Below are 24,367 nucleotides of genomic sequence, written 5' to 3'. Positions count from 1 at the left end.
CTTTAGGATTTTCAAGTGCTCTTTGTTTTTTAAAAAGTATAATAAAGAAATTTCTAACAAGCCAAATAGCTACACTTCACTAATAAACTCAAAAAACCCCCCTTGACTATTAACTATTATCTATTAACTATTAACTATTTCCCCCCTTTCGACAAAAAAGTTTTGAAAAAGTGTTGACATATATTCTGTTATATTGTAATATATTAAGAGTCGGCGGGAGACACCGACGACGAGTAGCCGAATGAAATAAATATGACCCATTAGCTCAGTTGGCAGAGCATCTGACTTTTAATCAGGGTGTCCGGCGTTCGAGTCGCCGATGGGTCACCAAGTAAGGCCCTATGGTCAAGCGGTTAAGACACCGCCCTTTCACGGCGGTAACCCGGGTTCGAGTCCCGGTAGGGTCACCAATAAGTAGGGGCGCATAGCTCAGCTGGGAGAGCACCTGCCTTACAAGCAGGGGGTCGTAGGTTCGAGCCCTGCTGCGCCCACCATAAAAGCAATTACAAATTGTAAATTATAAATGAAAAGCAAAAGAACAATCTGCTTCGCAGATTGGACAATTTAAAGTTTGTAATTTAAAATTCCAACGATAGTTGGTTCTTGGCCTGGTAGTTCAGTTGGTTAGAATGCCAGCCTGTCACGCTGGAGGTCGAGGGTTCGAGTCCCTTCCAGGTCGCCATAGAAACAATTACAAATTGTAAATTTTAAATTATAAATGAAAATCAAAAACAATTTGCTATGCAAATTGAATAATTTAAAATTTGTAATTTACAATTTAAAATTCTATCCGAAGGATAGTTTGTGCTGGCGTAGCTCAATTGGTATAAGCAGGGAACCCAAATCTTCTTTTCGATTTGGTGTGAGTCGCTTAGTTAAGGAGTTACGGATAGTGAATTAAGTAAAAGGTTAAGTAGAATGATTTGTGCTGGCGTAGCTCAATTGGTATAAGCAGGGTACCCAAATCTTCTTTTCGATTTGGTGTGAGTCGCTTAGTTAAGGAGTTACGGATAGCGAATTAAGTAAAAGGTTAAGTAGAATGATTTGTGCTGGCGTAGCTCAATTGGTAGAGCAACTGACTTGTAATCAGTAGGTTAGGGGTTCAAGTCCTCCCGCCAGCTCCATTATTTTTTAAAAAAAGACTAAGGGCTTTTTAGAAGGTTCTTGGTCTTTTTATTTTTTTTGGAAAAAATAAAAGGACAGATAAGAGTGGAAAATTCAGAGAGGAAATATAAAATAAAAAAGAATCGACATTGTCGATTCTTTTAAACTCTCCCCTCTCAATTCTCCGCTATTCTCTATTTTTTAACTTTCCCATCTTAAATCAGGGCCATAAAACTTTAATGCTGTAAATTTGCTAAATATCCTCGAGAATATTCTATCTGTATAGGTGTTTGCAATCTCCATGGGAGATAGATTTGTAGATATAATAGTCTTCTTACCTTTAATAAGCCTAGAGTTCACTATATTAAATATTTCTGTATTAGTAAAGGAATTTGTGAGCTCTGTTCCAAGGTCATCTATTATTAATAAATCAGCATCAAATAATAAATCATATTCTGAAGCATTAAGTTTATTTTTTTTATCCTTTCCAAACTTACGATCTCCTAAGATTTCTAATATTTTAAAGGCTGTTTGATATATAACTATATTTCCTTTATCTAGTAGAGCTTTTGCTATACAATTGCACATAAATGTTTTTCCTAGACCTGTGGTTCCGTAAAAAAGAAGGTTTTCTTCATTATCTATATTAAAATTATGAACAAATCCTTCGCATATAGAACTTATTTCCATTATATTTTCCCTTGGGGTTAACTTTTCACCTTCAAAGGGTTCGGGGGAAAATATGGATATGTCGAAGGAATGAAAATTTTCTTTTTCTAATACATGATTTAAATTAGACATTTTATAAGATTTATTGATTAAAGATTGTTTCAAGCAATTACATTTTTTGCCATTCTCCAAAAAACCGGTATCTTTACATTGATTACATGTATAATTTATATCAAGATATTCTAAAGGGATATTATTTTCTGTCATAAGTATAGCTTTTTTTCTTTTTAAAACTTCCATTTTGTCTTTTATTTCCTTTAACTTGTCTTCATAATTATCAGGATTTTTAAGTAGTTCTTTAGATATTAATAATCCTGTATTTGTTATGGTCTTATCTATTTCCTTTATTTCAGGTACTTTTGAATAGACTTCCTTTTTTCTTTTCTCCTGGTCACCTATGGCTCTATCACGCTTTTTTTCGTATTCTTTTAAAATATCTTTTATAAACTTTTTATACATAACATCCTCCTCTATTAACTAGAAGTTATATTACTTATTTTGCTTGTTTCTTATAATGTTTTCAAGTTCTTCAGCACTATATTTAGATGTTCGTTGTTCAAAATTATGAAATCTAGTTTTGAAGTTTTTGCTTTTATTATTATAGGTTTTTTGATGGGTGGTATTTTTAGGTTTTTGGTCCTTGGTTTCAATATCTTCCACGGAGTTGATTCCTTTGTTATACCAAGATTCTAAGATTTTATCTATATAGTTAACATTTGGGTTAGAGATATTTTTGCTTTTATCACAGGCCTTAAGTATAACTTCAATTGAGAAGTTCCATTTATCAAACCATTTATCCACCACTTTTATTTCCCCTTCAGCTAAAAACCTACCCTTAAACCCTAATGCCTTTGAGATTCGTTCATATCTATAGAACTTTTCATCCTTTGTTTTTAAATATTCATTTAGAGCCTCAACGTTGTTTATATCCATATCATACCAATTTCTAATAATACCTTCAACATAATTGACATTTTTTTTACCTTTTTTTTCCACAGAATAGAAGTATCCCTTTACAATAAGGTCTGGATTCATATTATAATTTTGTATCCACTCAAGGATCTTTTTCTTTTCATTTGGTACTAAAGGTCTTCTTATTGTATTGCTTATGGAATTAAACATTTCCTGTATACTTGGGATATTGTTAGCTTCAATTAAATCTTTAACGGAACATGAATATGTTTTTGCTTTACTATTATCATTGGTAGTTATAGGTTTATAGTTATTTTTAATATATAGTTGTTTTAGATTTAAAAACTCAACTGTATAATTATATTCATCACCATCTGAAGGATGTTTCTTTATTATCCCTTTAGTTTCCCAAAAATCCCAGGCCCTAAGGACATCATCTAGAGATATATTTAAATGTTTAGAAATAGTGTGATTATTTACCACTATACTTGAATCTTTATCATTGGCATACTTATACCCTAATAGATAAACCTTTACATAGGTTCCATTGGCCATTGGCATAAAATCGTTTATGAAAATATTTTCAATTGGAGTATCTCCTAAATCCATATCAGTTGTTTCAATTAAAAAAGTCAAAATATTCACCTCGCCGTAAGTAACTCCCAATTCATTTTGAGTTTTCTCTACTAAATTATTGAGTCTAAAAATATTATATCATAGTCGGTAATATAAATTTATATCAGAGATATAGAAAAGTATCAACAAAAAAAAATTATATATCAAAAAGAATAAAATTTCTAAAGTTGAATATTATATAATATGAAATTAAGTATAAATTTAAGGTTGATAAAATAATATAATATGATATAATCTAGACAGGCTTATATTACAAAAGGGTTACAATAATATTACACTAGATTACATAATACTTCTGAATTAGACAAATATAGGCCAAAAGTTATTAAGTTGTTTTAAGGAGGAGCTTGTATGAACAGCTCATTTTTTGAGAAAGTAAAACAAAAACTGAATATCTTTTTTAAAAATTTAAAAAATTTAAATCAAAGGGATAAGTACAAATGGATTAGCTTAATTAGTGTGGGATTAGTTTTAATAGTTGGGATATTTTATTATGCCCACTATAAAAATGTAAAAGAGGAGTTAAACTCTAAGGCCTATGATGTCTATATTGGCAATAGCAAAATTGGAGTAGTAAAGGATCAGAAGAAAGTAGAAAAAGTTATGAATGAGATTGAGACAAACTTATCAAAACAATACGGTCTTGAGGTATCGGTAGATCAAAATATGAGATTTGTAGAGACTAATTTGTCAGATGATAGTTTAACTTTAGAATCCCAATTAAAAGAGAAAATAAAATCCAATTTATCCTTTAATGTATTTGCTTATGCTATTAACGTGAATGGAAAAGATTTAGGAGCTGTGAAAACAAAAGAAGATGCAGAAAATATAATAAATGAGATTAAAAAACCCTACATAGAAGAATCAAAGAAAGAAGACTCTAAAATAGAGAACATAGCCATAGCAGAAGATGTTAAGATTATTAAAAAGAAGGTTTCTATTAAAGATATTAAGAAACCGGATGAATTAATAGTATTTTTGCAAAAGGGTACAACCGAAGAAAAAACCCATATAGTAGAAGAAGGAGAAAATTATTGGACAATAGCCCATGACTATAATTTAACTGTTGAGGAGTTAGAAGAAGCTAATCCCAATAAAGATCATGAACTTATACATCCTGGAGATGAAATAAGCTTGGTGGTGCCAAAGCCATATTTGACGGTGGAAACTACAGAAACTACTACCTTTAGTGAAGATATTGATTATGAGGTAGAATATGAGTATAGTGCATCCATGTATGAAGATCAGACATCAGTTAAGAGATCTGGTAAAGAGGGAAAAAAAGAAGTGGTTGCGAAGGTTAAAAAACAAAATGGTATTGAAGTTGCTAAAGAGATTATAAAGGAAAGTATAGTGTCAAGCCCTGTATCTAAAATAGTTATAAAGGGAACTAAGGACGTTCCTCCGACTAGAGCTTCTGGTGTTTTTATACGTCCAACGAGGGGGCGATTATCATCACCATTTGGTTATAGATGGGGAAGACACCATGATGGGATTGATTTAGCATCAAGTATAGGTACCCCTATAAAGGCTGCAGACGGGGGTGTTGTGACCTATTCCGGTTGGAAAGGTTCATATGGATATTTGGTAGAAATAGACCATGGTGGTGGATTTAAAACTAAGTATGGTCATTGTAGTAAAATATATGTAAAGAAAGGTGAAAAAATATACAAGGGGCAAACTATAGCTGCTGTTGGAAATACGGGAAATAGTACAGGACCCCATGTTCATTTTGAGGTTTTAAAATACGGCAAACCTCAAAATCCTTATAACTATATAAATAAAAAATATAGATAGACTCAGTTTTTTAACTGGGTCTTGTTTGTCTTGTTATATATATACCCTTAAATAATATTTGAAACATACAATTATGGAGTGATTAATTTGATGAAAAAATATGCTATAGGCTTTCCAGTGATTATATTGATTATATTAATATCTAGTTATAGTTTTGGTAGTGGTGAAATTAGCAAGGAAGATATAGAATCTATTATAGAAGAGAAGTTAAAATTAGATTTAAATAGATATAATATAATCATAGACTATGAAGAGGATAATTACAGTAATAAGCCAAAATGGAATGTAAAACTTACAGGAAAAGAAGGTAATAGTGATAATATTAATATCATTATTGAAGAAAATAATAATACTGTTAATATTATAAAACTACATAGATACAGAAATAGTTATTATACTGGAAAAACAAGAATTGATAACAATACAGCTAAGAAAATAGCTAATGATTTTTTTCAAGCACTAAATCCCAATAAAGTAGATAAGGTGAAATGCGTACCTAATGACAACTTATATTTTTATGAAACCTATGCCCAGGGCCCCATAAAGTATAGGTTTAAGTATGTAATGGAGTATAAAGGTATACCATTTCCTCAAAATATGATTGAAATAACGGTAAATGGTGGAGATGGTAATATAGATAATTATTTTTCCTCATGGAAAAATATTAAGCTACCAAGTCCAAATAATATAATAGATAGGAAAAGGGCTACAGAACTATTGAAAGGAAATAGTAGGATGTCCCTTATTTATAAACCAGTTTATAAAGGTAATAATATAAATAAAGGAATAGAAAGATTTATCCTCATATATTATCCAGAAAAAAAGGGATATGGAATAGATGCAAAAACTGGAGAGTTTATAAACTATGATATGGAATATAAAAAAATAAAGTTACCTTTGGATGTTTTAGGAAAAGTTAATGAAAATAAACCTAAAAAAGTAAGGTCAAAAGAAAAAGCTAAACTTTTAGCTAAAAAATATTTAAATTTCAAAAATGATAGTGTGAAACTAAAGTCTATAGATAGGCTAAAAAATAGTGATTTATGGAATATTAGGTTTAATCTAAGTATTGATGAAATGGAAGTGGAGGGTTTTCTTCAGATTTCATCAAATACAGGAAAGCTTATAAATTACCATATTGATGATTATAATTCTAAAATAAATTCTAGTATTACTTGGGAGGAAGGATTAAAAACATCTTTAGCTTTAATAGGCAAATTTAATTCAAGTAAGAGGGGGAATATAGAGAAGGAAATAGTAAAGCATGATGACGCCTATTATGTAAATGGTGAAAAAGTAGAAAACAGATATTATAAATACTATTTTAGGAGAGTATTAAATGGAATACCGGTAGGTTCAAATGGTATATCTGTTAGAATAGATAAACATACTGGAAATATAACTGATTATAATGTGCTATGGAATGATCTGAATGAAAACTTAGATAATAAAATAATATCTAAGAAAGAGGCTTTAAATAGATACTTTAAAAAGAATGAAGTAAGTCTTAGGTATATATTAATAAATAATATATATGATGATAAGAAAAAGTTAAAACTGGTATATACAATATATAACCCGAGTTATTCTGTCATGGATGCTAAAAAAGGAGTTTTTATAGACTATAAGGGAAATATTATTGAATAATAATATTTAAAGAACGTTAAGGGACCATAATTGGTCCCTTAAAATTTTCTCGTTAATAGTAGTAATACCAATAAGACCACTAGTATGTTTTCATTAAATACATTGCCTGTGATAGTTTCTTTGGATGGAGTATTTTTGACTTCAGTTTGAAATAGCTTTTCTAAACTTAGGACTCCGGCTCCTTGATTTCCATATTTTTCATTTATATCTATACATGAATTTTTTAAGGTTGCTTTTGAAGAATTATGGTTTAAATTAGTATGTTTTCCATGTAAAAGTGCTAAAGAACCGGCTACCATAGGAGTGGCCATTGATGTACCACTTAAAGAATGATATCCGTCTAACTTAGTATTAGATAGGGACATAATATCAACACCGGGAGCTACTATATCAGGTTTTTTAAATCCCTCTTTAGTAGGACCTCTACTTGAGAATGGAGCAATAGTATCATCATCAATCTCTATGGTTTTATTATCATCCACAGCACCAACTGTAATAACATTTGGGTTATTACCTGGAGATAGTATAGTATTTTTAGAAGGACCATTATTACCTGCTGCAACAACAACTGTAAGCCCAGCATTTATAGCCTCCTGGGTAGCCCTATTTAGTGGATCAGACTTATATGACTCTGTTGCAGGACTTCCTAAGGATAGGTTTAATATTTTAGTATTATATACATCCTTTGTTTCTATAACCCATTGTATAGCAGAAATTATATCCGATGTTGACCCACTACCTTCACTATCTAAAGCCTTGACCCCGAGTATATTAGCTTTAGGTGCAACCCCTGCATATTTTCCCTTTGATGAATAGCCGTTTGAAGCTATTATACCTGCAACGTGGGTACCATGGCCATTATCATCATAGGGTTTTTTCTTGTCGTTTACAAAGTCTTTAAAACCCACTATTCTATTTTTAGGTTTAACCAGATCACTATGGGGTGATACACCGGTATCTATTACTGCAACTGTAATTCCTTCTCCATCGTAGCCTTCCTTATGGGGAATATCTACCCCCATAGCTTTAGTAGCTATATCTAATTGGGCGAAAACTTTAGAGTCAAAATTTATATACTCTATGTTTGGATCATTTGATAATTTATCTATTGACTCTATATTTATATTACAGGCTACTCCACCTATTAAAGGGAGATTATATTTTATTCTTCCTGACATATTAAATACTTGGCTACTAAGTTTGTTTGAATCTCTATCTTTGACCCTTATTATAACTGGAATGTCGTCTTTAGATGATGATTTTAGTTTTGCACTTAATACTGGACATACTTTCTTACCACTTTTCTTTACCATAACATCACCTTCCTCTGCTTCAATTTATGCAATTAATATAAGAAAGGTGAATAAAAAATTACCAATGAAGTTTACATAATATCGTGTTATAATATTTATGTTCCCTCATATACATAAATTAGAAAGGGGGAATAATTTATGAAAAAAAACTTAAAACCCGATAAAAAGTCAGTTGCCATTTTAATGGCTTTATTATTTATGTTTTTAATAGTGCTACCAACTTTAAGCAATCCTTTTCATTCACTAGTTAAATTTATTGAAAAGAAAAGAATTATTAGGTCAGTAAAGGATTATGAAACATTAGAGACAGATAGGCTTATTATAAAATATGAAAAGGGAAATAGGGATAATGCTATTTTAACAAGGGATATCAATGAAAAATACTATAATAAAATAAGTAAAATGTTTAACTATGACAGTAAAAAAAAGATAAATATTATAATATATAGTGATGGAGATAAACTTCTTAAAAATACCAGATTAAAAAAGGGCATACCTCCCCTTGGGGTATATTATGGTGGCATTATTAATATACTCTCACCTGAAAAGTGGATAAAAAATAAGGAAGAATATAAAAGTATATATGAAATAAAGGGACCTATTGTCCATGAATTTGTCCACTTAATAATTGATGAAAAAACCAATGGTAACTACCCCATATGGCTTACAGAAGGAATGGCACTGTATACTGAATATCTGACCACAGGATTTGAGTGGAACGGTGGCATGACAGAACAAGGAGATATTACAATAAAAGAATTAAATAATAATTTTCATAATATAGATCAAAGGGTATCCTATAGAAAGTCCTTTGAAATTGTTAAAGCTATATCAGATAAATGGGGAATAGATAAACTAAATATGATATTAGATAATTTAGGTAAAGGTGAAAATATAAAAAATACTACTAAAGCTGTTTTAAAAATTGATTTATATGATATAGAAAAACAATAAAGTAGACTTATAAGTCTACTTTATTGTAGGATAAATAGAAAGTAGAAATTTAAAGAAGGAAATATTCTAGAGTATATAGAATAATAAGATAAGAGTACGCGTTTAAGAGATTGAGAACATGGATTGATGAGGTGAATAATATTGAATAAAAGGATATTAGTTGTAGATGATGAGAAGCCTATTGCGGATATAGTTAAATTTAATCTTGAGAAAGAGGGATATGAGGCCATAGTGGCCTATAATGGAGAAGAGGCAGTAAAAAAGGGATTAAGTGATAAACCGGATCTAATATTGCTAGATGTAATGTTACCTAAAAAAGATGGTTTTCAAGTTCTCAAAGAAATAAGAATGAAACTAGATGTACCAATTCTTATGCTAACTGCAAAGGAGGAAGAGGTGGATAAAGTTTTAGGGTTAGAGCTTGGAGCCGATGATTATATAACAAAACCCTTTAGTATGAGGGAACTTATGGCTAGAGTTAAGGCAAATATAAGAAGGTCTGATGTCTCCACCGATAATAATCAAGGGAATTTAATTACCTCTGGAGAGTTAGAAATAGATTTAAATAAATATGAAGTTAGAAAAAATGATGAGGTTATAGGATTAACCCTTAGGGAATTTGAGCTTCTTAAATTCTTAGCTTCTAAAGCGGAGCAGGTTTTTTCAAGAGAGAAATTACTTGAAGAAGTTTGGGGATATGAGTATTATGGAGATATAAGAACAGTTGATGTTACAGTAAGAAGATTAAGGGAAAAAATAGAAGATAAAACTAAGGGGTATAAATATGTCCTCACTAAACGAGGTGTGGGATACTATTTCAGGAGGCTATAGTAGATGTTTAAAAGCATGAGGTGGAAGTTTATCACGGTTTATTTTTTATTAGTTTTTATTGCGATGTCAATAGTTGGAGTATTTATAGTAAAAAATTTAGAAGAAAATGAGAAACAGAAGGTTTCCAGTAATCTAGAAAAATATGTAGAGGATTTTAGAAACACATCTACTGCCATCGCAAAGGATAATTGGTCAAAATTTAGTAAAGAAATACAGCAGGATTTAAACAGACAACCACTGGGATATTCAGAAACCATATATACAATATATAATTCTGATGTTCCTAGAATTGTTGCCACCACAACGGGAAATAAAGAAGTGATAGGAAAAAGTGTAGCAGAATATAAAATATTAAAGTCAGAACTTATATTGCAAGCCTTAAAGGGGCTAAAACGTGAAAATGAATATGAAGACGAAGAGGGTAAAGGAATAATTGTAAAGCATTTAGCCTACCCTATTGAAAATAATATGGGCGAGGTAAAGGGAATAATATATATAACATCTGATTTGGGAGATATGTATGCCACCATTGAATATGCAAAAAAAATATTAACGCAAGCCACAATTTTGGCTTTATTTATAACAGTATTTTTAGGTTTTTTTATAGCTAGAAGCATTACAGGACCTATTAATGATGTTACTGTTAAGGCTGAGAAAATGGCTAAGGGAGACTTTAACCAATTTGTTGAGGTTAAATCCGATGATGAAATAGGGCAATTAGCTAGTATGTTTAATTACCTAACTACAAAGCTTAAAAAAACAATATCAGAGGTTCATAGGGAAAAAAGTAAATTAGATACTATATTTACCTATATGGCAGACGGAGTCATAGCTGTGGACACAGATGGAAATATAATCCATGCAAACCCCATAGCCCTAAAGGCACTAAACATAGAAGGGGAAAGTATTAATGATATAAACTGTTATGATTTATTTAAAAAATATAATGGAGATTTATTACTTGAAAAGATAAAGGACAATGATAACTTAGAAGAGAACAATGTATTGGAAATTGATTCTTCTGTTTATAGGGTTAAGTATGCCCCATATAAAAATGATAAAAATGAAGTGGGGGGACTAATCCTTGTACTACAGGATGTAACAGAACAACAAAAGCTAGAAAATATGAGAAGAGAGTTTGTTGCCAATGTGTCCCACGAATTAAAAACTCCTATAACAACTATTAAGAGTTATACAGAAACTTTACTAGATGGAGGAATAGAAAGTAAGGAATTATCATGTCAATTTCTTGACGTAATGAACGGTGAGTGTGATAGAATGGCCAGAATTGTAAGGGATTTATTACAATTATCTAACTTAGATTATAAACAAACTAAGTGGAATAAAACATCGGTGGATGTAAATAAATTACTTAATGACATATATATGAAGATGGAAATATCAGCAAAGGATAAGAAGCAGAAACTAAATCTAAAAACAGAAAATGATAGACTAAATATCACTGTAGATAAGGATAAAATTGAACAGGTAATACTTAATGTGGTAAGTAATGCTATGAAATACACACCGGAGGGAGGAAATATAAATATAAAATCAAGACTGGAAGAAGATGATGTAATTATAACCGTAAAGGACAATGGTATAGGAATACCTAAGGAAGACTTAGATAGGATATTTGAACGGTTTTATAGGGTTGATAAGGCCAGGTCTAGAGATTTAGGGGGAACAGGTCTTGGTTTATCAATAGCTAAACAAATAATAGAATACCATGGAGGGAAAATAGTTATAAACAGTAAATATAATAAGGGAACACAAGTGGATATAATTTTACCAATAGAGTAATTGTCATGTAATTTTATCTTAATTCAGCTGTAATATGTCTGTAATAATATTATTATATAATTATAAATGTAATAGTAGAATGACCTAAGGAGGAATATCTATGGTTAAAAAGATATTATCAGCTGCATTAGTACTTGCTATTGTAGGTACTTCTGGAACTGTGGTATATAGTGCTAAGGGCAACTATAACTACTCAGATAGTTATATTAGCTTTATAAGTAGAAATAAAGAAAACAAGGCACTTAAATTATTAAAACCAGAGGATGAAACAGTTACATTTGATAAAACTATACTACTAACTGGAGAAGCTAGTGAAGGTAGCAAAGTTATTATAAATGTTTATTCTTCAACTAATATTGCTGATAACGATTTTGATTTTGACAACTTGCCAGAGGATGATGACTTTACTTTAACTTATGAAGAGGGAGTTGAAGTTGGGATATTAGAAAGTTTTGCTGAGTTAGTAGATTTAAAACTTGGAATTAATAAAATAGAAGTGTTTTTAGAAAATAGCGATGATGTTAAAACTAGATACGTTTATGTTAAAGATATATCTGAAGCCACAGAAAAGGCAAATAATATAAACTATTCAGATACTATAAAAGAAGTTATTAACTCTAGAGAGCTAGAGAATAATTCCCAGAATGAAGAAAATACAGAGAACCCTTTAGAGGATACTGTGGATAATGACGATAGTCATCAGTGATACTAGCAATAGATTTTGGAGATGATAATATATGAATAGAGAAAAAATAAAGACTCTATTGCTGGTGGTTTTGTTTATAACAAGTATAATCTTAACCAATGAGATATGGATAAAAGTTCCCAGCTCCCTAGTTCCAATGTTTAGTAAAGAAGACACCGTTGCCGAAAAGAGCTATAATTTAAAAGAAATAGTTTCTCCTAAAAAGTATTTATTAAACTTTGGAGGAAGTGATGCCAATCATACTGTACTCTATTCAGGGAAAGATTACGGTCTATGGGAAATAGGAACATCTTTTCTTAAAGAATTATTTAATGGTGAAATATCTTTAGAAATAATGAACGATGAAGAATTTCTTGAAAGTCAAAACAACATATCTTTAGATTACTATTTTGACAATAACTTAGATTTATATTTGATATCTAAAATTATAAATACCAATATACCCAGAAAAGTGTACAATCAATTATCTAGAGTTAAGAGTATACACATTAGCTTACAAAATATAAATTATGCAGTATTTAGTGATGGGAAAAAACACTTAAAAATAAAAGGATCTAATATAGAGGTCAGAGATTTACGAAAAATAGTGTCCCTTATTAGAGAAGAGGATTATAAGAGATATACATCCCTTCGGAGTATGAATTATGATAGTGATGAATATGTTCTTTTACAGAATAAATACAAGGTAGAAAAGGTAATAGTTGAAAATGAGATTGATAATAGAGAGAGTGAAGAAGTAAATAATATAGCAAGGAAGTTTTATGATAGAGAATTAGATTATATTAGAAAAATAGAAGAGGATAATGGTACTATTATATTTCTCCATAAGGGAAAAACATTAAAAATATATAATAACGGAGTATTAGAATACTTCAATTCCTTAGATGATACGGTAATAGAGAGGGATTTATATAAAAGTTTTAATAGTGCTCTTAGGTTTATATCAAATCATATGGGCTTTCCCCAAAATGTTTATTTATCTTCCATAGAAGAGATAGAAGTTGACAGAAATCAAGGGTATAAATTTCTTTTTGAATATAATATTAAAGGATTACCGGTTAAATTTAATGAGAAAATTTCCAGTGCTCCATTGGAGATAGATGTTTTTAATGAAAATGTAACCTATTATAAAAGATTTGTTAGAAGGAAGATGGAGTTACCTAAAGAAACCAATGACCAGTCAGAAACTGTGGTTATACCCTTTGATATTTTAAATAACAAAAATAACTTTAACTATATATTAAAGGATTATGCAACTGAGAATGAAATAAATATGGAGGACTTAAATAGAGACCAAATAACAGGAAAGATTCTATCATCTATAAATGATATTTCACTTGTTTATTATGATCCATATACTGAGAAATCCTATGAAAATCTTAAAGTAGCTTGGATTATTTCTATAAATGATAGGGACTATATTTTTGATATATACACAGGTGAAAGAATAGGGTATGATAAAATGGATGGTGTGGAATAATGGATTGGGCAAAGGCAAAAAGTGTATTAATAGTGGCATTTTTGATAACTAACTTAATATTAGGATATGTTTTAATAGATAATAGGGAAGTTAAAGGTATGTCGAAGGAACAGTTTATATCAGAAATAAAGAAAGAGTTAAATGATAAAGGGATAATAATACAGACAGAAATACCATCAGACATTCCACCATTGCCAATGATAGATCTTAAATATGATGTATATAATCCTAAGGATATAGCTAAAAAATTTTTAGGGGAATATATAAAAGAAAGCATAGGGGACAATATACAGTTTAGAAATGAAAAGGAAGTCTTAAGGTTATCCCCGGATAATAAAACTTTATTTTATGAAAGTCACTCTGATATCAAGAAATATGACACATTAACAAAGGATAAATTAGAAGAGATAGTTACAAAGTTTTTAAAAAATAAAGGTTTTAGAACAGACGACTTTAAATTAGATTATTATAAATATAACTATGATGATGAAGTTTATGTATTAAAGTATACGAAGGTATATGATAATAGATTTGTGGAAAGGACCAATATGACCTTTGAAATAAATAAATTTGGTATTAAAAAATTTAAAAGGCACTGGGTTAAGTCTATAGAAGAGAGTGATAGAAAGTTTTCCATAATAGACCCATCTGATGCATTACTTAGATTATTATCAAAACAAGAACATTACAATAAAATAATAACAGACATAGATTTATGTTACTACCTTCCAGAGGAACTTTCTTATAAGAATCCTCGAAATCCCATAAAAATAACAAGTGGGCCAGCATGGAGGATTAAATTTAAGGACGGAACTAAAGAATTTTTAGACCAATATGAAAATAAATAAAAGGATTTCCATAAAAAAAGTAGAAGAAGTTATAATTATGACTTCTTCTACTTTTTTTATGGAAAATAAGATAGGGGTTTAGACTTGCGATTATATTATTAACTTGTTAATATACAAACAAGGACTTATTAAGCTAAATAGTTATTGAAAACATATGAATATTTTATATAATGTTAATAGAAGTGAATGATTAAAATTGAAGGTGAGGTGAAGTTGCTGACTTATGTCAGTAATACTATGGAAAAATTAGTAATAGAAGGTGGAGCCAGACTAAAAGGAAAAGTAGATGTTAGTGGTTTTAAGAATGCGGCACTGCCCATTATAGCGACCACAATACTTGCAGGTGATAAATGTACAGTTGAAAATCTTCCCCTTATTAGGGATGTATTTTATTATAGGGATATATTAGAACAACTAGGAGCTAAGGCTACATTAGATGATAAAGGAACTATGAGGGTTGATACAACTGGTATAGATAATTGTATTGTAGAAAATGAGCTTGCCCAGAAATTTAGAGCTTCATACTATACATTGGGAGCAGGTCTTGGAAGATTTGGAAAAGCGGAAGTTATGTATCCAGGAGGATGTAATATAGGGTCAAGACCTATAGATCAGCATATAAAGGGATTTGAAGCCTTAGGTGCTACAGTGGAAATAGACCATGGTATAATAAAATGCGAAGCAGATAGACTTATAGGCAACAAAATATATCTAGATGTTGTAAGTGTAGGGGCAACTATTAATATAATGCTTGCAGCAGTTTTAGCAGAAGGAAAGACTACCATAGAAAATGCTGCTAAGGAGCCCCATATAGTAGATGTTGCAAATATCTTAAATGCAATGGGTGCTAATATAAGAGGGGCAGGTACAGATGTTATAAAAATAAATGGGGTTAATGGATTACATGGATGTACCTATAGTGTTATTCCAGACCAAATAGAGGCAGGAACCTATATGATGGCGGCGGCTATTACAGGTGGAGATATTATAATAAATAATGTTATTCCAACCCATTTAGAATCTGTAACTGCCAAATTAAGGGAAATGAATGTTGAAGTTGAAGAATATGGGGATTCTATTAGAGTAACTGCAGATGATAGACTTAAGGGTGTTAACGTTAAAACCTTAACCTACCCAGGGTTCCCCACAGATTTACAGCAACCAATGAGTGTATTATTATCAAGTGCAGAGGGGACAAGTATTGTTACAGAAAGTATTTTTGATGGTAGATTTAAATATGTGGATGAATTAAAAAGAATGGGTGCCAATATAAAAGTTGACGGGAGAACTGCGGTTATAAAGGGAATAGAAAGATTAAGTGGGGCTAGGGTATCGGCTTTAGATCTAAGATCAGGAGCTGCTATGGTTGTAGCTGGCCTTTCGGCAGATGGAATTACTGAAATTGACAATGTATATCATATAGATAGGGGATATGCAAATCTAGAAAACAAATTATTAAATTTAGGAGCTAAAATAACAAGAGTCAAAGAATAATAATGGTTCAACAGTAGATTATATTCTTTACTATTTGGAATATAAGGACCTAGTTAATGGAGGATTAATATGGCTATAAAATTTTGTTCATTGGCAAGTGGAAGTAGTGGTAACTGCCAGTATATAGAAACGGACCATGTGAAAGTATTAATAGATAGTGGGTTAAGTGGTAAAAAAGTAGAGAATTTACTTAAAAAAATATATGTGGATCCCTCTACTATTGACTATATATTAGTTACCCATGAACATAAAGATCACACTAAGGGAGTAGGTATATTGTCAAGGAGGTACAATATACCTATATATGCCAATACTAATACTTGGAACGGAATGAAGGAAGATTTAGGAAAGTTAAAAACGGAAAATATATTACAATTCAAAACTAATGAAGGTTTTGAAATTAAAGATTTAGCTGTATTGCCCTTTAATATATACCATGATTCCAATGAGCCTGTTGGTTTTTCGTTTTATCATAAAAACAGAAAGATAAGCTATCTAACAGATACAGGCCGGGTTGATGATAATATAAAGAGTAGAATAAAAAATTCAAATTTGCTAATGATAGAATCGAACCATGATGTTGAAATGTTAAAGATGGGTAAGTATCCATGGTTTTTAAAACAGAGAGTGCTAAGTGATAATGGACATCTTTCAAATGAAAGTGCGGGGCAACTAATAACAGAAGTATTATCTGGAAATAATGAATGTGTATTACTTGGTCATATAAGTAAGGATAATAATTTTCCAGAGCTTGCATATCATACAGTTAAGAATATTGTTACAGAAAGTGGGGTAAATATAGAAAAGGATATAAGTATTGATTTAACTTATAGAGAATTGCCCACTAGGGTATATAATTTTTAACTTTTGGGAGGGACTATTATGGAAGATAATAATAATTTTCAAAACCAAGAGAATAGGGAAACGAGGGATGAAAGTATTTATACAAACAGGACCGATAATAGGGAGAAACATAGTTATACCTATTCGGTTGAAGGGAAAAAAGCTTCTAAAAAAAGAAGGGGACTTTTTTCTTATATAGTAGTTGCATTAATTGCTGCTTTAATAGGAGGAACATTATCTTCATATATTGCTCCTAATTATTTATATGGCAGATACATTCCCACTCCGAAAATATTTAAAGGTTCTAATAATGTACAGAAAATAAATATAGATCCTAAAGACGATATAACAACAGTTGAGGCAGTGGCTAAAAAATCAATGAAATCAGTTGTTGGAATAACAACGGTTCAAGTAAAACAAAACTTCTTTTTTGGCCCAATAAGGGAGCAAGGGGTAGGTTCTGGAGTAATAGTAGACAGTGATGGATACATTATGACCAACTCCCATGTAATAGGGAATAGCAAGAAATCTGAAATAACTGTACTATTTGAAAATGGTGACAAGAAAAAGGGAGAAGTTTTATGGTATGATACATCCCTTGATTTAGCGATGGTAAAGGTAGATGGTACTAATTTACCAGCAGCAGAATTAGGGAATTCTGATGACGTAAATGTGGGAGAAATAGCTGTGGCCATAGGAAATCCCTTAGGTCTTGATTTTGAAAGAACAGTTACTTCAGGAATAATAAGTGGTCTTAATAGAACCCTTGAAACAGAGGGTAAAAGAATAGAAGACCTTTTGCAAACCGACGCATCAATAAATCCCGGTAACAGTGGGGGACCTTTATTAAATAGTAAAGGAGAAGTAATAGGTATAAATACTGTAAAAATAAGAAGTGAAGTGGCAGAAGGACTGGGGTTTGCAATACCTATAAACACTGCAAAACCCATAATAAGTCAAGTTATAGAAAAGGGAGAGTTTAATCCAGTTATTTTAGGTATACAGGGAATATCAGTAGAAAATTATGAACAAATGTTAGGCAGGGATTTAAGTCCAGAAAGTGGAGTATATATAGTTGAAGTATACCCAGATACTCCTGCAGCAGAGGTAGGTCTTAGGGTTGGAGATGTAATAATAAAAATAGATGACAAAGAGACTGAAACAATAGATGATATTAGAAAAGTACTGTTTAACTATAATATTGGAGATAAGTCTAATATAACCATATTAAGGAATGGAGAGGAAAAAACAGTTGGAGTTACATTTGATAAAAAATCTGGACAATAGAATTAATGACACTATATGCTGATCAAACAATGTATGGGCTGAATATATCCAGCCCAGTTTTAATTTCCTCTCTGTACCCTGTACAAAATAAAAAAAGCGCCAATGGCATCTTTGTTTTCATAGAATAATTTTGTATTTTTCTGAAAATACTATATAATATAGATATATTTTAAGAGCAGAGGTGAAATAATATGTATGTTGTTTGTAATGAACATTTAGATATAGCCATCGAAGAATTTATAGATGTATATGAACAGCCCCCGGATATATATGAACTTGAAAAGATATCATTCACTGACTGGACAAGTCCAAACACATGTGATCATTGCGATAGAAAACCTAGGTACTTAGTGGTATAAAAATTATTTTTAAAGATATAATACAGTTTATTATACATATTAGACAAGCCTTGCTAATTTGGTAAGGCTTATTAATGTTTAGTTAAATTATGATTTAGGAGGAAATTATGAATATTAATGTAGTTTCAGTTGGTAAGATTAAAGAAAAATATTTAGTTAAGGGTATAAATGAATACTCTAAAAGACTATCTAGATATTGTAAGCTTAAACTTATAGAGGTAAAGGATGAAAAGGCCCCGGAGAATTTAAGTGAAGCTGAAATGGAAATGATTAAGGACAAAGAAGGGGAAAGGATACTATCAAAAATAAAAGAAGATTCCTATGTAATAGCCCTTGCCATAGAGGGGAAAATGATATCATCAGAGGACTTATCCAAAACAATAGATAACTTGGCACTACAGGGGAAAAGTGATATAACCTTTGTAATAGGGGGATCTTTGGGATTATCACAGGAGATGTTAAAGAGAAGTAATTATAAGCTATCCTTTTCTAAGATGACATTTCCCCATCAACTTATGAAGATGATACTACTTGAGCAGGTCTATAGGGCTTTTAGAATAAGTAGGGGTGAACCGTACCACAAGTGATTATAAACTTTTTCTTGTCTTTTTTATCATATTGTATTTTAAGTTTTTGATTTAACTTCAATATTATCTTTGTTATAGTCCCTTCACTGTTAATATGAACTTCATGAACGAGAGTTTTAACTAACTCTCTTTTTTCTTTTCTATCAGCAATTTCCATTATAAATTTGAAATTTTCTAAGATACTGTAAATCTTTTTAGGATTAACATCTTCACCTTGTTTTGATCTCTCTATATCAAGTTCATTTAAAGTTGTCTGTAATTCTTCAGTTTTAGCTTGGTTTTGATTAAGTTTTTGATTTAATATTTCTAGTGGAGCATTTTCCATAGAATATGCTTTAAGTAAGTTATTTTGTTCCATTTTTAAATTTTTCAGTTCATTTTTAACATCATTAATCTTTTTTTCTATTTCACTTTTTTCTATTGATTTATCTTTAGCTAAAGATTTTTTTATTTGTTCCAAGCTTAGATTATTAACATAATTAGACATCAACTCTATAAACTGATTATCTATTTTTTCCATTTTGTTTGAATTTGGAGAACAGCCTTTTTTATTCTGATAAGCTCCACAAGTATAATAATAATTTATACTATTTTTCTTTGTGATTTTCTGAACAGCCATTCCATAACCACAAGCTGGACACCTTAAAATACCACTTAGCAAGTAGTTAGAAGGCTTCCCAGTATTTCCACTCTTAGGATTATTTTTAATTTTTTCTTGAACTAATTCAAATTTTTCCTCTGAAATAATAGCTTGGTGGATACCATCTACATAAATATATTCTTTATTTAAGCCCTTTCTTTTATTTTTATCCCAATCTTTATATCTTTCCCATCTTATTTTTCCAGCATATATAGGATTTTTTAAAATACCTTTTACAGCATTTAAAGAAAAATTATTTCCTTTTTTAGTTTTATAACCAAAAGAGTTTAAGTGTTTAGCAATTTTAGAATATCCCCAGCCTTTTAGATATAAATCAAATATTTCTTTAACAATTCCTTTTTCGTCTTCATTTAAAAGCAATTCTTTTATTTTTCTATTATAATTATAGCCAAAAGGAGGATTACCACCGTTAAATCTTCCTTCTCTTGCACGTTTTCTCATACCACCACGAACTTGAACTCTTAGATTATCCCTTTCCAAATCTGCTATTATACCATGCATATACATACTTAATTTACTACTCGGATCAGCGGTATCATAGTTATCTTTAACACTTATTAATCTACACTTAATTTCTTCAAACTTTTTTAGCATTTCAGCAAAATCTAAAAAATTTCTGCTAATACGACTTGCCTTCCATATTACTATGCAGTTAGCTTTTCCAGCTTCAATAAAGTTAATCATATCTTTAAAGTCTTTTCTTTTTTCGATATTTTTACCAGAAATACCTTCATCCGAAAAAATACCTATTAGATTTAGGTCGTGTAAATCACAATATTTTTTAATGTCTTCTCTTTGATTATCTAAACTATATCCTTCTACCTGTTCGTCAGAGCTAACTCGTACATAACCTACTACATTCTTATTATTTTCCATAGAATCACCCATATCACACCATCCTTAACACATATATTATAAACTAGCTTAATTATAACTCAGAACATAAAAAAAAGAAAGTAGATTAATCTACTTTCTGGTTATCTTTAATTTCATTTATTTTGTCTTTATATTTTTCGTTCAATATGTAGAGTTTAGTAAGAAAGTCATTTAATATTTCATTGTTATTTTTTTTATTTTGTATATGTTTAACTTCGTTAAGAAGATTATTGAATTCATTATTATTATTTGTCACTTTAAAACACCAGCCTTTAAAATATTTGACAAAGCTAGATTATTAGTTTCTTTTGTTTGCTTTGTCCGCCGTGTTTTACTATCCTCCTTTATAAATTTTTGGCTGGAAATACTTAAAACTAATTTTAAGCATTTTTAATATTATAGCAGACAATTTTTATATTTCAATAGTTTAGAGAAAAAAGTTTAAAAATTTTTATTAAAGCTATTAAACTGCATATAATGCAACAAATAGAAACATCCAAAATAAAAAACATAGTAAAAGAATTGTTAAAGGCTAGGAAAACAAAAGGAGAATGAAAGCTCTAGATGAAATTTCACTGGAATTTTATTTTAGAGCGATTAAAAGGGAGGATTATATTATGGCAAAAGAATTATTTAATAAAGAACTTAAAGAAAGATTAGAAGTACCAAATTTGTATGAAACTGATGGTAAAGAAGAAAAAGAAACAATAGTTAAGGTTAGATTTTACGATTTGTGTAGTAGTTGGGAATGGTACTTAATTGAGGCAGATATTAAAGAAGAAGGTGTTATATGTTTTGGATGGGTAGTCGGCTTTGAAAAAGAACTAGGATATTTTTCAATTAATGAATTAGAAGATATTAATAAAAAATTTCCTAGGATAATCAGAGATGAAGAATTTGAACTAATCTCACTTGCTGATTTGAAGAAGAAATATAAAGAACCTTACAGACCATATCCAAAGTTATAAAAAAGTAAAGATTATCAAGAGTTAGCCCTTACAAAGTGATTATTTGTAGGGGCTTTTATGATTTTTTGAAAGGTTAAGAACTTGATGTTTATACCAAATTTAAATAAAAAATTTGAGTTTATGAAGACAATTTAAGGGAGGAATTTAAAATGAATAGACAGTTAATAAGGGAAAGAGCAAGTAAATATGGAGTAAATTCTTTAATGGACTTTGAGATTTTAGCATTACTAACTAATATTAAAGTGGATGTATTACAAGAGCTTAAAAGCATAAATGAGATAAGAGAAAAAGTAGATAGGTTAGAAATAACAGATTTACAAAAACAGAAGCTTAAAGCTCTGTTTGATATTTCTACAAGAATAGCTAAAGAAAACACAGATATTAAAGACAGTATTAAAAGCCCAAAGGATATAGCAGAATTGTTAAAAGAAGAAATGAGATATTTGAAAAAGGAAGAGTTTAGAATTGTTCTTTTAGATACAAAGAACAAAGTAATAGATATAAAAACTATATCTGTAGGGAGCTTGAATGCAAGTATTGTTCATCCTAGAGAAGTCTTTAAAGAAGCTATATTAAGAAGTAGTGCCAGTATAATTTTAGTACATAACCATCCTAGTGGTAATCCATCACCAAGTCATGAAGACATAAATATAACCAAAAGACTTGTAGAAGCTGGTGATTTAATAGGGATTAAGGTTCTGGATCATGTGATTATCGGAGACGGTTATACAAGCTTAAAAGAAGAAGGAATTATATAAGGGAGGAGAATTTAAATGGGAACGATGAACATGGGCTATCATTATGATATGGCTAAAAGTAATGGTAATCATTATAGTTTAATTATAGATGGAAGAGAAGTTATTACAAACGGAACATACTTAAGTGTTCTACAAAATTTTAAAAGTGAAGTTAATTATCACAGAGGAAGATTTCTGGAAGCTCATATTGTAATGGTAAAAACCTATGATGGTAGGAAGAAAGAAGAACTGAATGAGATAGTTAGAGAATTTGATAACAGGAGGGAGTTTTAAAAAATGAAACTGTATTATAGATTTGAAAGACGTAAAGGAATTTTTTGTGATGAAGTTTTGAGCCATATACAGTTAGTTCTAAATTCATTTAAAAAGAAAGGAGTTATTCAAGACATTATTATAGATAAATCCAAAATTAGATTTAGAAATAATGAATTTGAAGATTTCTATTTAACTCCTAGTAATACAAAAAGAAAGAGTTTAGAATGTGCTGGAGATTATAGTCTTGTTTGTATCTTAATTATTCTTATATTAAAGATACATTATAGAGAAGATTTTAAATTTACAGCAGATTGTTTTGTAGAAAACAAAGTAGATCCAATTTTCTTTAGAGCGATAAAATATACAAATAAAATGCTTAAGACTAAAATTAGATTAAACAATACACAGTTTATATTTTAGGAGAGAATATTGATGGGCAGAAAAATAAAGGTCATTGGAAATTCAATTGGAAATATAGAAAAAGCAATTATAAATCATCTTAAAAGCAAAGAAATGACTAACAAATATGATGCTTTTAGAAAGCTTATGGGAGTTTATAGAGAAGATATAGTTCCAGAAGATGAGCATAATGTAGTAGTTCATTTTCATTCTGGAAGTAATGAAGGTTATTATGTTTGCTTGGGAACGGTTAAAGGGGATAGAATTACAAATTATTTTATATTTAGATTCCATATTAAATTAGAAGAAGTGATAAAGTTCCAAAATGAACTTTTAACAATACTAGAGATATAATTGCTATAAAAAAATAAAAATGATATTCTATAAAAGAAAGTCCTAATGGGCTTTCTTTTTAGCTAGGGAGAAGGAGTAGATTTTATGTTAAATAGAATAAGAGAAATTAATCTTTTGGTAGATTTAAATGACATAGAAATAAAAAAGATGAAGAAAATCCTTGGTGAAAATGAGCAGATAATTAATAACACAAATAATAATGAACCTTTTATTGTAGAAGATAATAACACAATAATAGCTGGTTTTATAAAAGAGAATATTCTTTATATAGAAACATTCCAAGATAATATTAAAATATTATAAACAAATGGGGGATTATTAGATGAAAAATTATAATCATGTAGCTATTATTAGAGCAGAAGAAGACTTAGACAAAATAGTGGAAAATTTAAAGAGCTTAGATAGGCATAACTTTTATAAAAGAGTAGATATTATAAAATTCAAACAAGATTTATTAGACTATTACAAGAAAGGTGAAGAAGCTATTTTAATTAATAGTACAGAAGATTATTTGATGGATTTTGTTTTAGGTGTGGAAGAAGACTATTTTAATAAAGAAGATAATATTATAATACTGGATGGGATTAAAGTTGAGTTTATTGCTGATCTAGATATACAAGAATATTTAATTTTAGAGCCAGAAAAATACTATAAAATAATAGATTAATTAAACCTTATAAAGCCCAAATGGGCTTTTTTTAATACCCTTATTTGTTATAAAATAATATAAAATAAATAAAATAAAAGTATAGATAATATAGGAAGG

General features: G+C 29.9%; 24 protein-coding genes and 5 tRNA genes. 25 read left to right on the top strand and 4 right to left on the bottom strand.

The genetic code is table 11. The features are described 5' to 3' along the window. The first annotated feature begins 254 nt into the window (after positions 1 to 254). From V6137_RS14940 to V6137_RS14920, 5 genes are all read left to right on the top strand, one after another. A tRNA-Lys gene (locus tag V6137_RS14940) sits at positions 255 to 330 on the top strand. 5 nt (positions 331 to 335) lie between these two features. Further along, a tRNA-Glu gene (locus V6137_RS14935) sits at positions 336 to 410 on the top strand. Between the two features lie 8 nt (positions 411 to 418). Continuing rightward, positions 419 to 494, top strand: a tRNA-Val gene (locus V6137_RS14930). A gap of 111 nt (positions 495 to 605) precedes the next feature. Beyond that, positions 606 to 682, top strand: a tRNA-Asp gene (locus V6137_RS14925). 366 nt (positions 683 to 1,048) lie between these two features. Continuing rightward, positions 1,049 to 1,124, top strand: a tRNA-Thr gene (locus V6137_RS14920). 181 nt (positions 1,125 to 1,305) lie between these two features. On the opposite strand, the gene V6137_RS14915 is transcribed toward V6137_RS14920, so the two are convergent. Then, the gene (locus tag V6137_RS14915) at positions 1,306 to 2,292 is read right to left on the bottom strand and encodes an ATP-binding protein (RefSeq protein WP_425448751.1); all 987 of its coding nucleotides are present in this window, start codon (positions 2,290 to 2,292) and stop codon (positions 1,306 to 1,308) included. A gap of 30 nt (positions 2,293 to 2,322) precedes the next feature. Next, the gene (locus tag V6137_RS14910) at positions 2,323 to 3,381 is read right to left on the bottom strand and encodes a DnaD domain-containing protein (RefSeq protein WP_425448750.1); all 1,059 of its coding nucleotides are present in this window, start codon (positions 3,379 to 3,381) and stop codon (positions 2,323 to 2,325) included. Between the two features lie 351 nt (positions 3,382 to 3,732). On the opposite strand from V6137_RS14910, the gene V6137_RS14905 reads away from it, so the two are divergent. Then, on the top strand, positions 3,733 to 5,178 hold the full coding sequence (locus tag V6137_RS14905; protein ID WP_425448749.1) for a peptidoglycan DD-metalloendopeptidase family protein: 1,446 nt from the start codon (positions 3,733 to 3,735) through the stop codon (positions 5,176 to 5,178). Between the two features lie 90 nt (positions 5,179 to 5,268). Further along, positions 5,269 to 6,825, top strand: a complete 1,557-nt coding sequence (locus tag V6137_RS14900; RefSeq protein ID WP_425448761.1) for a YcdB/YcdC domain-containing protein — start codon at positions 5,269 to 5,271, stop codon at positions 6,823 to 6,825. A gap of 38 nt (positions 6,826 to 6,863) precedes the next feature. Here the strand turns inward: V6137_RS14900 and V6137_RS14895 are convergent, their stop codons facing one another. Next, positions 6,864 to 8,138 carry a S8 family peptidase gene (locus tag V6137_RS14895; RefSeq protein WP_425448748.1) on the bottom strand — a complete coding sequence of 425 codons (1,275 nt, stop codon included), beginning with the start codon at positions 8,136 to 8,138 and terminating at the stop codon, positions 6,864 to 6,866. Between the two features lie 138 nt (positions 8,139 to 8,276). Between V6137_RS14895 and V6137_RS14890 the strand changes: the two genes are divergently transcribed. The 11 genes from V6137_RS14890 to rlmH all read left to right on the top strand — a co-directional run bounded on the left by V6137_RS14890 (position 8,277) and on the right by rlmH (position 19,330). After that, positions 8,277 to 9,092, top strand: a complete 816-nt coding sequence (locus V6137_RS14890) for a peptidase MA family metallohydrolase (protein ID WP_425448747.1) — start codon at positions 8,277 to 8,279, stop codon at positions 9,090 to 9,092. A 141-nt stretch (positions 9,093 to 9,233) separates the two neighbouring features. Then, on the top strand, positions 9,234 to 9,923 hold the full coding sequence (locus tag V6137_RS14885) for a response regulator (RefSeq protein WP_425448746.1): 690 nt from the start codon (positions 9,234 to 9,236) through the stop codon (positions 9,921 to 9,923). Between the two features lie 3 nt (positions 9,924 to 9,926). Beyond that, entirely contained in the window at positions 9,927 to 11,726 is a 1,800-nt protein-coding gene (locus V6137_RS14880; RefSeq protein WP_425448745.1) for a sensor histidine kinase, read from the top strand. A gap of 100 nt (positions 11,727 to 11,826) precedes the next feature. Further along, entirely contained in the window at positions 11,827 to 12,432 is a 606-nt protein-coding gene (locus V6137_RS14875; protein WP_425448744.1) for a hypothetical protein, read from the top strand. 31 nt (positions 12,433 to 12,463) lie between these two features. Further along, positions 12,464 to 13,912, top strand: a complete 1,449-nt coding sequence (locus tag V6137_RS14870; protein ID WP_425448743.1) for a hypothetical protein — start codon at positions 12,464 to 12,466, stop codon at positions 13,910 to 13,912. After that, a complete protein-coding gene (yycI, locus tag V6137_RS14865; RefSeq protein WP_425448742.1) occupies positions 13,912 to 14,760 on the top strand; it encodes a two-component system regulatory protein YycI in 849 nt (282 codons plus the stop codon). Before V6137_RS14870 ends, yycI begins: the two co-directional genes overlap by 1 nt. 237 nt (positions 14,761 to 14,997) lie before the next feature. Then, positions 14,998 to 16,254 (top strand): UDP-N-acetylglucosamine 1-carboxyvinyltransferase, encoded by a 1,257-nt coding sequence (locus tag V6137_RS14860; protein ID WP_425448741.1) that lies wholly within the window; start codon positions 14,998 to 15,000, stop codon positions 16,252 to 16,254. Between the two features lie 69 nt (positions 16,255 to 16,323). Then, positions 16,324 to 17,118 (top strand): MBL fold metallo-hydrolase, encoded by a 795-nt coding sequence (locus V6137_RS14855; RefSeq protein WP_425448740.1) that lies wholly within the window; start codon positions 16,324 to 16,326, stop codon positions 17,116 to 17,118. 18 nt (positions 17,119 to 17,136) lie between these two features. Continuing rightward, on the top strand, positions 17,137 to 18,384 hold the full coding sequence (gene htrA / locus V6137_RS14850) for a serine protease HtrA (RefSeq protein ID WP_425448739.1): 1,248 nt from the start codon (positions 17,137 to 17,139) through the stop codon (positions 18,382 to 18,384). Between the two features lie 191 nt (positions 18,385 to 18,575). Next, entirely contained in the window at positions 18,576 to 18,743 is a 168-nt protein-coding gene (locus V6137_RS14845; RefSeq protein WP_425448738.1) for a CxxH/CxxC protein, read from the top strand. 107 nt (positions 18,744 to 18,850) lie between these two features. Next, entirely contained in the window at positions 18,851 to 19,330 is a 480-nt protein-coding gene (gene rlmH, locus V6137_RS14840) for a 23S rRNA (pseudouridine(1915)-N(3))-methyltransferase RlmH (RefSeq protein WP_425448737.1), read from the top strand. Here the strand turns inward: rlmH and V6137_RS14835 are convergent. Beyond that, positions 19,296 to 20,879, bottom strand: a complete 1,584-nt coding sequence (locus V6137_RS14835) for a recombinase family protein (protein ID WP_425448736.1) — start codon at positions 20,877 to 20,879, stop codon at positions 19,296 to 19,298. The genes rlmH and V6137_RS14835 overlap by 35 nt on opposite strands. 605 nt (positions 20,880 to 21,484) lie before the next feature. On the opposite strand from V6137_RS14835, the gene V6137_RS14830 reads away from it, so the two are divergent. From V6137_RS14830 to V6137_RS14800, 7 genes are all read left to right on the top strand, one after another. Then, positions 21,485 to 21,835, top strand: a complete 351-nt coding sequence (locus V6137_RS14830; protein WP_425448735.1) for a DUF2958 domain-containing protein — start codon at positions 21,485 to 21,487, stop codon at positions 21,833 to 21,835. 149 nt (positions 21,836 to 21,984) lie between these two features. Further along, the gene (radC, locus tag V6137_RS14825) at positions 21,985 to 22,593 is read left to right on the top strand and encodes a RadC family protein (protein WP_425448734.1); all 609 of its coding nucleotides are present in this window, start codon (positions 21,985 to 21,987) and stop codon (positions 22,591 to 22,593) included. A gap of 15 nt (positions 22,594 to 22,608) precedes the next feature. Continuing rightward, on the top strand, positions 22,609 to 22,866 hold the full coding sequence (locus V6137_RS14820) for a hypothetical protein (RefSeq protein WP_425448733.1): 258 nt from the start codon (positions 22,609 to 22,611) through the stop codon (positions 22,864 to 22,866). Between the two features lie 3 nt (positions 22,867 to 22,869). Then, positions 22,870 to 23,268 carry a hypothetical protein gene (locus V6137_RS14815; RefSeq protein WP_425448732.1) on the top strand — a complete coding sequence of 133 codons (399 nt, stop codon included), beginning with the start codon at positions 22,870 to 22,872 and terminating at the stop codon, positions 23,266 to 23,268. Between the two features lie 12 nt (positions 23,269 to 23,280). Further along, entirely contained in the window at positions 23,281 to 23,601 is a 321-nt protein-coding gene (locus V6137_RS14810; RefSeq protein WP_425448731.1) for a hypothetical protein, read from the top strand. Positions 23,602 to 23,685: 84 nt separating this feature from the next. Next, positions 23,686 to 23,904 carry a hypothetical protein gene (locus V6137_RS14805; protein ID WP_425448730.1) on the top strand — a complete coding sequence of 73 codons (219 nt, stop codon included), beginning with the start codon at positions 23,686 to 23,688 and terminating at the stop codon, positions 23,902 to 23,904. A gap of 19 nt (positions 23,905 to 23,923) precedes the next feature. Continuing rightward, the gene (locus V6137_RS14800; RefSeq protein WP_425448729.1) at positions 23,924 to 24,268 is read left to right on the top strand and encodes a hypothetical protein; all 345 of its coding nucleotides are present in this window, start codon (positions 23,924 to 23,926) and stop codon (positions 24,266 to 24,268) included. Positions 24,269 to 24,367: the final 99 nt, after the last annotated feature.

It is taken from the genome of Dethiothermospora halolimnae, from assembly GCF_037577855.1.
In the GTDB taxonomy this organism is placed as follows: Bacteria; Bacillota; Clostridia; order Tissierellales; family VENL01; genus Dethiothermospora; species Dethiothermospora halolimnae.
This window is presented reverse-complemented; position numbering and strand designations above follow the sequence as displayed.

Bases quoted from the DNA above. Each gene is read 5' to 3' on its own strand.
- V6137_RS14805 (WP_425448730.1), top strand. From the start codon at position 23,686: ATGTTAAATAGAATAAGAGAAATTAATCTTTTGGTAGATTTAAATGAC.
- V6137_RS14820 (WP_425448733.1), top strand. From the start codon at position 22,609: ATGGGAACGATGAACATGGGCTATCATTATGATATGGCTAAAAGTAAT.
- V6137_RS14880 (WP_425448745.1), top strand. From the start codon at position 9,927: ATGTTTAAAAGCATGAGGTGGAAGTTTATCACGGTTTATTTTTTATTA.
- V6137_RS14905 (WP_425448749.1), top strand. From the start codon at position 3,733: ATGAACAGCTCATTTTTTGAGAAAGTAAAACAAAAACTGAATATCTTT.
- V6137_RS14860 (WP_425448741.1), top strand. From the start codon at position 14,998: ATGGAAAAATTAGTAATAGAAGGTGGAGCCAGACTAAAAGGAAAAGTA.
- V6137_RS14875 (WP_425448744.1), top strand. From the start codon at position 11,827: ATGGTTAAAAAGATATTATCAGCTGCATTAGTACTTGCTATTGTAGGT.
- V6137_RS14800 (WP_425448729.1), top strand. From the start codon at position 23,924: ATGAAAAATTATAATCATGTAGCTATTATTAGAGCAGAAGAAGACTTA.
- V6137_RS14915 (WP_425448751.1), bottom strand. From the start codon at position 2,292: ATGTATAAAAAGTTTATAAAAGATATTTTAAAAGAATACGAAAAAAAG.
- V6137_RS14870 (WP_425448743.1), top strand. From the start codon at position 12,464: ATGAATAGAGAAAAAATAAAGACTCTATTGCTGGTGGTTTTGTTTATA.
- V6137_RS14895 (WP_425448748.1), bottom strand. From the start codon at position 8,138: ATGGTAAAGAAAAGTGGTAAGAAAGTATGTCCAGTATTAAGTGCAAAA.
- V6137_RS14890 (WP_425448747.1), top strand. From the start codon at position 8,277: ATGAAAAAAAACTTAAAACCCGATAAAAAGTCAGTTGCCATTTTAATG.
- yycI (WP_425448742.1), top strand. From the start codon at position 13,912: ATGGATTGGGCAAAGGCAAAAAGTGTATTAATAGTGGCATTTTTGATA.
- V6137_RS14835 (WP_425448736.1), bottom strand. From the start codon at position 20,879: ATGGGTGATTCTATGGAAAATAATAAGAATGTAGTAGGTTATGTACGA.
- V6137_RS14815 (WP_425448732.1), top strand. From the start codon at position 22,870: ATGAAACTGTATTATAGATTTGAAAGACGTAAAGGAATTTTTTGTGAT.
- V6137_RS14900 (WP_425448761.1), top strand. From the start codon at position 5,269: ATGAAAAAATATGCTATAGGCTTTCCAGTGATTATATTGATTATATTA.
- V6137_RS14855 (WP_425448740.1), top strand. From the start codon at position 16,324: ATGGCTATAAAATTTTGTTCATTGGCAAGTGGAAGTAGTGGTAACTGC.
- rlmH (WP_425448737.1), top strand. From the start codon at position 18,851: ATGAATATTAATGTAGTTTCAGTTGGTAAGATTAAAGAAAAATATTTA.
- V6137_RS14845 (WP_425448738.1), top strand. From the start codon at position 18,576: ATGTATGTTGTTTGTAATGAACATTTAGATATAGCCATCGAAGAATTT.
- V6137_RS14830 (WP_425448735.1), top strand. From the start codon at position 21,485: ATGGCAAAAGAATTATTTAATAAAGAACTTAAAGAAAGATTAGAAGTA.
- radC (WP_425448734.1), top strand. From the start codon at position 21,985: ATGAATAGACAGTTAATAAGGGAAAGAGCAAGTAAATATGGAGTAAAT.
- htrA (WP_425448739.1), top strand. From the start codon at position 17,137: ATGGAAGATAATAATAATTTTCAAAACCAAGAGAATAGGGAAACGAGG.
- V6137_RS14810 (WP_425448731.1), top strand. From the start codon at position 23,281: ATGGGCAGAAAAATAAAGGTCATTGGAAATTCAATTGGAAATATAGAA.